At 41.8% G+C, this 1,011-nt stretch carries 1 protein-coding gene and 1 pseudogene; both read left to right on the forward strand.

Features of this window, described 5'->3' with window-relative positions; genetic code table 11:
* Positions 1-146 (forward strand): annotated as a pseudogene (locus VXQ92_RS21505) (SAM-dependent methyltransferase); the annotation flags it as partial.
* A partial coding sequence (locus tag VXQ92_RS21510) for a TIGR03862 family flavoprotein (protein ID WP_416683119.1) occupies positions 136-1,011 on the forward strand: 876 nt, incomplete at its 3' end. The pseudogene VXQ92_RS21505 and the gene VXQ92_RS21510, both read left to right, overlap by 11 nt.

The raw sequence follows: 1,011 nt of genomic DNA on the forward strand, positions 1-1,011 counted from the left end.
CGCAAACTTCTGCACGTACTCATTTTGAAATTAAATATTTAGAGCGTGGCGAGCTTTGTCAGCAGCTCATTATGACCAAGCCTGAAGGTTATAAAACTCGTTTTGATGATTTTGTGCCACTCCAAGGGCAAGTGTATGGCGAATAAGCGGATTGCCATTATTGGTGCGGGTCCGGCTGGGTTAATGGCAGCTGAGGTACTGAGCCAGTATGATTATGAAATTGATGTGTTTGAGCAAAAACCTTCGGCTGCGCGTAAGTTTTTGATGGCTGGTAAAACGGGTTTAAATATCTCGCATGCCGAACCATTAGCCCAGTTCATTGAACGTTATGACCATGCAGAATGGCTCAAACCGTGGGTTGAAAAATGGGATGCAGTCTGGATCCAGAACTGGATGAAAGGATTGGGAATAGACTCGTATGTGGGTAGTTCCGGTCGTATTTTTCCTGTTGAAATGAAAGCTGCTCCTTTACTGCGTGCTTGGTTAAAACGTTTAGCAGAGCAGCAGGTTAAATTCTTTTATCGTCATCGTTGTATTAATTTGCAAGGTACAACGCTGACTTTAGAAAACCAAAATAATCAAAGCAGCGAGACTTTTACCCAACAATACGATGCAGTCGTGTTGGCTTGTGGTGCGGTGTCGTGGTCCCAATTGGGGAGTGATGGTACTTGGCAACAATGGATGGATCAATCTAGTATTGAACCTTTTCAAGCAAGTAATGCAGGGGTATTGCACACTTGGTCAGCTTTTATGGAAAGCTGTTTTGGTGAACCTTTAAAGCGTATAAATGCGTGGGTTGAACCTAGCCAAGTTACTCATGGTGATATTGTGATTACTCACTACGGTTTAGAAAGTGGGGTCATTTATAAACTCGGACGTGACTTAAGAGAACAACAAAAACAAGGAAAAAGCTTAAATCTATTTTTAGATTTATTGCCTGATGTAGAGCTTACACAGTTAGTTAAAAAGTTACAGGCTAGCAAAAAACAATCTCTCACCAATATCTGGCGT

The sequence above is a fragment of the Acinetobacter sp. 228 genome (assembly GCF_048147885.1).